Source organism: Coraliomargarita sinensis, assembly GCF_003185655.1.
Classification (GTDB): Bacteria; Verrucomicrobiota; Verrucomicrobiia; order Opitutales; family Coraliomargaritaceae; genus Coraliomargarita_B; species Coraliomargarita_B sinensis.
The window spans coordinates 1-6,959 of sequence record NZ_QHJQ01000018.1 but is presented as its reverse complement, the minus strand read 5'-3'; the positions used below and the strand labels follow the sequence as shown (position 1 = coordinate 6,959).

Annotated in this window: 11 protein-coding genes; all 11 read left to right on the top strand. The window is 45.2% G+C overall.

Going from position 1 to position 6,959, the window contains the following annotated elements:
* Window positions 1-139 precede the first annotated feature (139 nt).
* The 11 genes from DDZ13_RS14915 to DDZ13_RS14860 all read left to right on the top strand — a co-directional run bounded on the left by DDZ13_RS14915 (window position 140) and on the right by DDZ13_RS14860 (window position 6,790).
* Window positions 140-547: a hypothetical protein gene (locus tag DDZ13_RS14915; protein WP_110132260.1), complete on the top strand. Its 408-nt coding sequence runs from the start codon at window positions 140-142 to the stop codon at window positions 545-547.
* Window positions 548-578: 31 nt separating this feature from the next.
* Complete coding sequence (locus tag DDZ13_RS14910; RefSeq protein WP_158279948.1) at window positions 579-1,031, top strand: LysM peptidoglycan-binding domain-containing protein; 453 nt, start codon at window positions 579-581, stop codon at window positions 1,029-1,031.
* A gap of 142 nt (window positions 1,032-1,173) precedes the next feature.
* Window positions 1,174-1,575, top strand: a complete 402-nt coding sequence (locus DDZ13_RS14905; RefSeq protein WP_146209396.1) for a hypothetical protein — start codon at window positions 1,174-1,176, stop codon at window positions 1,573-1,575.
* A gap of 65 nt (window positions 1,576-1,640) precedes the next feature.
* Entirely contained in the window at window positions 1,641-2,249 is a 609-nt protein-coding gene (locus tag DDZ13_RS14900) for a hypothetical protein (RefSeq protein ID WP_110132257.1), read from the top strand.
* A 63-nt stretch (window positions 2,250-2,312) separates the two neighbouring features.
* Window positions 2,313-2,771: a hypothetical protein gene (locus DDZ13_RS14895; protein WP_146209395.1), complete on the top strand. Its 459-nt coding sequence runs from the start codon at window positions 2,313-2,315 to the stop codon at window positions 2,769-2,771.
* 25 nt (window positions 2,772-2,796) lie between these two features.
* Window positions 2,797-3,186 (top strand): hypothetical protein, encoded by a 390-nt coding sequence (locus DDZ13_RS14890; RefSeq protein WP_110132255.1) that lies wholly within the window; start codon window positions 2,797-2,799, stop codon window positions 3,184-3,186.
* Window positions 3,187-3,707: 521 nt separating this feature from the next.
* Window positions 3,708-4,052: a hypothetical protein gene (locus DDZ13_RS14880; protein WP_110132253.1), complete on the top strand. Its 345-nt coding sequence runs from the start codon at window positions 3,708-3,710 to the stop codon at window positions 4,050-4,052.
* A 117-nt stretch (window positions 4,053-4,169) separates the two neighbouring features.
* On the top strand, window positions 4,170-4,424 hold the full coding sequence (locus tag DDZ13_RS14875; RefSeq protein WP_110132252.1) for a hypothetical protein: 255 nt from the start codon (window positions 4,170-4,172) through the stop codon (window positions 4,422-4,424).
* 132 nt (window positions 4,425-4,556) lie between these two features.
* Entirely contained in the window at window positions 4,557-5,036 is a 480-nt protein-coding gene (locus DDZ13_RS14870; RefSeq protein WP_110132251.1) for a hypothetical protein, read from the top strand.
* Between the two features lie 752 nt (window positions 5,037-5,788).
* On the top strand, window positions 5,789-6,196 hold the full coding sequence (locus DDZ13_RS14865; RefSeq protein WP_146209394.1) for a hypothetical protein: 408 nt from the start codon (window positions 5,789-5,791) through the stop codon (window positions 6,194-6,196).
* 87 nt (window positions 6,197-6,283) lie between these two features.
* Window positions 6,284-6,790: a macro domain-containing protein gene (locus DDZ13_RS14860; RefSeq protein WP_110132249.1), complete on the top strand. Its 507-nt coding sequence runs from the start codon at window positions 6,284-6,286 to the stop codon at window positions 6,788-6,790.
* The last annotated feature ends 169 nt before the right edge of the window (window positions 6,791-6,959 follow it).

Genomic DNA, 6,959 nt, shown 5'->3' with positions numbered 1-6,959 from the left:
TATAATTGCGCAGTTGTCGACAAGGATACCGGCATCGTATATTTCTTTGCATGGGGAGCCTAACCAATCGGAGGTCTCAACTCCGTTCGCTCCTGCGTCGCTCACTCCTTGAGACTCCTCGACGTTGATCTGTGAAAAAATGAAAGATCCCTACAGAGCAATATTGTGGCATGTTTTTCTCTTTCCGATTACAGTTCTGATTGTCGACATGATTATCCAATTTGGAATAGACCCTCATGCTCTCGGCGTTTTCATACTGGCTATCCCTTTTCTTTACATAGGCCTTTGTTTGCCTGCGGCCATCACAGGGCTTGCCTATTGGCACACCCGAATGAGAAAAAGAAAAAATAAAATGATCGCTTTCATCATCGTTGGGCTAACTGCGGAAATTTCATGTTTAATTTGGTTTCTTACGGTATCTAGCTTCAAGAAAGATGATATTTTCGATGCACTTCTTGCGGTCGGAATCGCGATTTCGATACTTTATTGGATTACAACACTCACCCTACACCCAAAGACAGATCCAGACGCAGTGAGCAACGGCTAAAGCCGCGCTCATGCTCCACGTTGGACAGAAAATGAATAAACAAATCCGGAACATTGCTATAGTTCTGCCGACGGTCTTATCTATGATCTCATGCGGAACCACTGACTTTTCTTCCAGCAGGGCAAAAAAAGAAGCAAAGGAGGAGGCCTTTGTCGAAACACCTCTACATGAGGGGGTTTATCGATCAGTTCCAAACGCAGGCGTTCCCTCTAGATCACATCCCAATGTTCATTTCGGGCCTTTTTTAAAACCTGATCCGAATTTGGACCACTCAACTGACGCTGAATATCCCAAAAAGGGCATCGTGTATCACGTCACTGATGATGACACATTAGCTTCGATCGCCAGCGCACAAAATTCAAGGATATCCTGGATTATACAGGCGAATCGATTACAGAACCCATATTCCTTGAAAGAGGGTGAGCCTATTTTTGTTCCATTAGAAAATCAAAGTCCAACCAGTCGGAGCAGGACAACCCGATAACCCGCCCGTAAAACTCTAAAAATCACTAGGACTACGATCCCCACTGGCGGGTTGCCTGTCCTCATCGATAGCAAAAATGAATAAGATATTGGTCATTCTTGTCCTCGTCTTCACGCTTTCGTATGTGGGATGCCGCCATTTCATGACCAAAGATAAAGGAGAAGATATTGTGGTGGATGCCGTATTAGTCATTGATCCAAAAGGAGGATTTGACTCAGCTGAACCAATCAAGGCTGAAGTTTATCTTGAAGGTAGGTATTTAGGCGAAACACCAATAATATTTACCCCTGAAAGGAGAGCCCAACTAGGGCTTCCCGATTACGAAGTAATTGAACTCGACGGGAAAAGACATTGGGTCACATGGGATCTTGGAGGTCCCGGACTTATTGAGATTTCTCACCCTGAATCCATGGAATCTAAAAGGATCTTAGAGATTAAAAAACCCTTGGTCTACAAGGAAGATACAAGATTCACAGGGATGTATGGAAGTGAAATTGAAACCGGAATGGGACTATGGGTTCGACTCCAAAAAAACAATCAATAGCTATCAAGGCGGTGGTCACAATTCCGTTACGGCTCCGCCTCCACTCCATGTGACACCTCTACGTTATGGGAAAGAAATTCATGGCATATCTACTTTTCCTGATCCCCCTCTTAGGCATCGGCAAAGAAGAGATGCAGACCGAGGTCTTCGAGATTCCAAAAGACTTCTTAGCTTTGCCAAAATTCGAAGAGGACAAGAACGAAGGAATAGAAATATCGATTGCACAGATTGCAGGCGCATCAACACGCGACATCCTCCTCGTATTCAAGAACACCTCAAAAGAAAATCAGAGAATCCTTCGACCTCTAGACGGGAGCACCCGAAACGCATACTACCCACACTACGACATCCATCTCGTCAGCACATCAAGCATGGAACCTGTCGAGAGAATTGGTGGATGCATGCCCTATGGACTTTGGGCTGATCGTAAATGGCCTGAAGAGTATTTGATCGAGATAGCACCGAATAAGTCCAAGACTGTGAAGCTCAGGCTCCCCTATGAATTTAAAGATTCAGAGAGCTACGCTCTCTTTTTCCAATATCGGATGTCGGAAGAGATCCTCAGGGAAGAGAAAGCACTACGGGACACCAAATTGAATTGGTATCGATACCCTCAGAACATCTGGACCGGAACTGTCACCGCTAAACCTACCATACTAAACGGAAAACCATAACAAGCCGCTTCTGGTCAACGTCGCTAACGCGCCGCGCCAGAGCTCGACGTTGTGTAAGAAGAAATGAAGACAAAGCGACACGTAACGATAGCACTTGTATTAGTTTTTCTATTTGTGGGATGTGAGACAACCGTCAGATACCAACCGGGAAATAAAAGCATCGGTCTTGCACTAGAAAAAGAACTTCAAGCGTATGGATTGCATACGATATCTTTTGAATCTGAAGCTCTCCAAACTGAAAAATGGAAGTTTTCGCGTGATGCTTATGGCACTCAGTTCATTATAGAAGGGAGTTTGATCAAAGAAATTAAACACTCACTTAGTTCGCATAAGTCTTGGTGGGATCGAGCAATCGAGAGCGAAACTATGTATATGGTTGGCGAGATGGATCTTGGTTTAGTTATACAGGTTAGTTATCACGCCGAAGAAAATCTCACGCACCTGATAATTCTCGATAAAAGAAGCTCACACAACCAGGCGGAGGTATCAATTCCGCTCGCTCGTCCCTCGCTCACTACATGATACTCCTTATCGTTGGAAAAATAGAATGGAAAATGAACCTACAGTTCGGGCCATCGAATATAGCCTTTTGAGCATCTATGGCCATGCGAGAACAGTAGAAGCTATCGTCTTGCTTTCGATCCTGGCACTCTTGTTTATAGCTGGTTGCGTGGCTTATTCCAAAGGAAAGAAAATGAAGGGGTTCCTTTGGGGCTTAGGATCAATGAGTGTTTTGCTTTTCTTTCATGGTGTCTGGCGCTTTGGGAATGAAAATTTCAAGTTCCACGAAATGTTTTCCGATATGTCTCAGCAGACATACCACATCATGCAGCTTGAGATTTATGCACCATTGATGGTCTCAGCGAGCCTATCTGCGATTGGTGTTTTCTTCACCATGATTCTTGGGATACTTGATAGTAAGAATGAGAGAACATAAATTCCAACCAGTCGATGCAGCGAATGCGAGTAACGCCGCCAGTGTTAATCTAAAGCAGTCGGCTCGCATCCGCTGATCTCGACGTTCGCTGAAAGAGAATGAAAAAAGAAGAGTCATGCACCTGTTGCGGCAAAAAGAGAAGTGAAACAAAGGTTCTGCATGCATGCCCAGATGGCTTCTTCATATGCTACGATTGCGTGAATGTCCTATCAGAACTGAATGAGCAGGGAACTAAAGAACCGAATGAATCACACCCAGACCTAAGCGCTCTTTACCTGCTGATCGCCCTTAGGCAAAAAGGAGAGCTCTCGTGGTGGAGTTTTCGGAAGCAGATGAATAGCTTGAAGAAGCGCTTGAAGGACTACTCACAGAAGGGAGCGAACCAGTCGCGGTAGTCAATGCGAGTGCCGCCGCTGGGAAGTCCGAGAACCACTTGCATGATTGACCCGTTAGGCTCGCATCGACTACGCTTATCGTTCGACGAAAGAATATAACCCATCTGAAAGCATCCAACAGCCATTATGAGCGAGGAAAGAATTAACGCACTGTTACAGTTTGGAGGTGGATTGCTTGTGTTTATTGCTGCACTAACTCCAGCCATTCGGCATATACTTAAAAAAGCCAGTGAGGAGCCAGCAAAGGAAAGAATAAAACAAATGGCTCGGCCTCTTGTAAGAATCGTTCTCATATTAACAGGATTTTATTTTTATTTTTTTGGTGATATACGAATAGCCGGAACGCTAATTTTTATCTCTGCTCTAGATACGGTCATCTCTTTTACGCAGTTAGAATCTCCTCCAACGAGAAAAGAAATAGTTTTTGATGTAGTTCTACCTGTCTTAATATTTTTACTAATTATAATATAAGTAAGGTCGAACCAGGCGGGATAGACAACCCGAGTAAGCGCCTCGAAAATACCGTTAATCACTTGCACGTCTCACCTCCTTTGGTCGGGCGTCTACCCTCATCGATAGACGAAAGAAATGAAACCGAAGTTGATCGTGGTCTTGATAGCTGCTCTAGCGATTGCAATCAGCGCACTCATTCATCAGAAAATGAATCACCTTGCGAACATCCCTGAATCGAAGATGACGACGGAAGAAAGAGTAATAATGGAAAAAGAAATTAAACAAAATCGAGCCATCGCCCAGGCCTTCCTCATCGGTGGGCTGGCAACGCTCGTAGGTTCTCAGTTTATTTTTGCGAAAAAACATAAGAGGGACTCATCCACCGGTTAATTTCGAAATGAGAGCATTAGAACTAACCGATTTGACTATACCAGAACTGGGTCTATCCAGACGCAGCTATCAACACCTTTCGCGCTCCGCGCTACAGGTGCGATAGTGCTCCACGTTCTGTTTTTAAGAAAAATGAGATTACTCACATACATATCACTTTTTGTTGTTTTGTCGCTCGACGTAAGTGGCTCTGAGCTCCTCAAGCCGATAGAGGGGGCATGGAAGTCGGACATGGAGGGCACTCTAAAAGAATTAAAGAAACATCCATACTGGACGCCTGAACGCTTGGAAAAGCTCGATGGTTTGCTTGGGATTCTTACCTTCGAATTCTCTGGCTCTACGATGCACTGTAAGTTTCGCGAGTTAGAGTATAAGGGGGAGCCACTTGTTACCAAACTGAACGACGGAATAATCCGAATAGAATTTATAGACAAAAAGGTTGGGAAGCAGATTGTAGATGCTCAAGTGGAAGGGGATACGATGTGGATGACTTGGCCTGATTCCAAGATGCCTCATTTCCGAGAGAAGTTTACTCGAAGGGCGACTAAAGAAGCGAAAAAGGCAGAACCAGCCGGAGCAGGACAACCCGACAACCCGCCCGTAAAACTCTAGAAATCACTAAGACTTCCAACTCGTCAGGCGGGTTGCCTGTCCTCATCGATATAGGAAAAAAAGAATGAAATGCCCTGCCTGCAGTCACAAAGTTTCGTGGGTGGACAAGTGGAAATTTACTACGCTTTGGGGAGCAAGAAAAGAGAATGAATGTCCTAATTGCGGGATATCCCTAATCTACACGAAATGGCCCTGGTATTCCATGAATCTGGGTGCTGCCCTCTACCTGATAAGTTCAATTGCATATCTAAATAGCGATGGTGATGCATCTATTCTTATCCTGATTCCAATGATTTCAGGCTTTGCGTTTATAGTATTTGGAGGTATCTTATTGAGGCTTACCCAGTAGGGCATATCCAGGCGAGATAGTCAATGCGAGTTCAGGCGCTGGATTATCCGAGAACCAGTTGCACAATTGACCCCACAGACTCGCATCGACTACTCTTGACGTTAGAGGCACACCTGCGATGAGATCTTGAATAAAGAATGAAGGCGCAGGGCACAAAAGAATTAATTGAAGTGGTTTCGGGTTGCGACTCGCGAGGCCTAACATGCGTTGAGGTCACGCGTGACGGACCCGAAACTTCTAGTGAACAAAAGAACACATTTCAACTAAAAAAATTGTTTTGGGGACTGAAGAAAAATTTTCACAGGGATTCTTTTCTCCTCGGCTCGCCAGGTGGCCAATAACAAGATGTTTAGTCGACTCCGCTGCGCTACACGACTAAACATCTACGTTCTGTGATAAAAAGATGAAAGTCCTACTCGTATTAATAACCATACCACTCGTAGGCTTTATTGGTTTTCTCTTGGGTGGAGAATTTTTCGGTCACACTTACAACGAATCTGAAAGCGAAACGATTGAATTCGAGAAAGGAAAAATCAGACGGGTGTATGGCCACGACTATTGCGGTTTCGAGATGCTAGACCCGGGCGCTTCATGGATAGAATTCACGGATGTTGGTTATCGTTCTCTCCTTTTTCGTGTTGACCGTGGATTTCAGGAAGCGACTCCCTTGGTGAAGAAATTGAAAGCAGATGGAAATCGGGTTTCTTGGGAGGACGGTTACTATCGGTATTCCCTGACCATTGACGAAATGGGCAAGGAAACACAGAACCAGACGATTGAGGAACAACCGATACAGCCGCCGCGTGATTGACCTTCTTGGAAATTTTGACCACCTTGATTCCAATCTCAGCACCGCTTACCGCTGTATCGGTGCCTCATCTCATCGATATCCAAAAGAATGATCGAAATCATCCAGGGGGACATCACCCAATCAACTACCCAAGCAATCGTGAATGCTGCGAATGAAGAACTCATTCTTGGTAGTGGAGTCGCTGGAGCAATTTTGAGGTCTGGCGGTGAATCGATACAAAAAGAATGTGATGCACTTGCCCCGATCCATGAGGGCGAAGCAGTCATCACGGGAGCAGGCGATTTGCCGTCTGAGTATGTAATTCATGCCGTCGCTCCGAATGGCGAAACTGAAGGCTGGGAAGCACTGATTGTCAGCTGCGGAAAAGAAATCCTCAGACTCTGCGAAGAAAATAGAATCGAATCGGTGGCGATCCCAGCCCTTGGGACTGGCGTCTTCGGATTGCCGACTCGGAGGGTTGCTGAACTCTTGATACGAACCTGCAAGGCGTTTCCAACACAGAATTTGAAGCGAATCCAATTTGTCCTCTTTGATGAAGAGAGCTTTATGTGGTTCAACAATCTAAACACCGAGGAGGATATCCAGTCGCGGTAGTCAACTCCGGTTCGCTCCGCTCACCTCCGTGACTACGCTCACCGTTAGGCAAAATGAAATTACTTACATACCTCTTTCTTTTTATCGTTCCTCTCCTCGTTGCGCCAGCTTTCTCAATTTTTTCAAAAAAGAAGCCTGAAAGTCCGGATGAAAGTTGGGTGATCAGGGG

What these genes read in the sequence shown, in the direction of transcription:
- DDZ13_RS14915 (WP_110132260.1), top strand. Translation starts at nt 140, where the DNA reads ATGAAAGATCCCTACAGAGCAATATTGTGGCATGTTTTTCTCTTTCCG.
- DDZ13_RS14910 (WP_158279948.1), top strand. Translation starts at nt 579, where the DNA reads ATGAATAAACAAATCCGGAACATTGCTATAGTTCTGCCGACGGTCTTA.
- DDZ13_RS14905 (WP_146209396.1), top strand. Translation starts at nt 1,174, where the DNA reads ATGACCAAAGATAAAGGAGAAGATATTGTGGTGGATGCCGTATTAGTC.
- DDZ13_RS14900 (WP_110132257.1), top strand. Translation starts at nt 1,641, where the DNA reads ATGGGAAAGAAATTCATGGCATATCTACTTTTCCTGATCCCCCTCTTA.
- DDZ13_RS14895 (WP_146209395.1), top strand. Translation starts at nt 2,313, where the DNA reads ATGAAGACAAAGCGACACGTAACGATAGCACTTGTATTAGTTTTTCTA.
- DDZ13_RS14890 (WP_110132255.1), top strand. Translation starts at nt 2,797, where the DNA reads ATGGAAAATGAACCTACAGTTCGGGCCATCGAATATAGCCTTTTGAGC.
- DDZ13_RS14880 (WP_110132253.1), top strand. Translation starts at nt 3,708, where the DNA reads ATGAGCGAGGAAAGAATTAACGCACTGTTACAGTTTGGAGGTGGATTG.
- DDZ13_RS14875 (WP_110132252.1), top strand. Translation starts at nt 4,170, where the DNA reads ATGAAACCGAAGTTGATCGTGGTCTTGATAGCTGCTCTAGCGATTGCA.
- DDZ13_RS14870 (WP_110132251.1), top strand. Translation starts at nt 4,557, where the DNA reads ATGAGATTACTCACATACATATCACTTTTTGTTGTTTTGTCGCTCGAC.
- DDZ13_RS14865 (WP_146209394.1), top strand. Translation starts at nt 5,789, where the DNA reads ATGAAAGTCCTACTCGTATTAATAACCATACCACTCGTAGGCTTTATT.
- DDZ13_RS14860 (WP_110132249.1), top strand. Translation starts at nt 6,284, where the DNA reads ATGATCGAAATCATCCAGGGGGACATCACCCAATCAACTACCCAAGCA.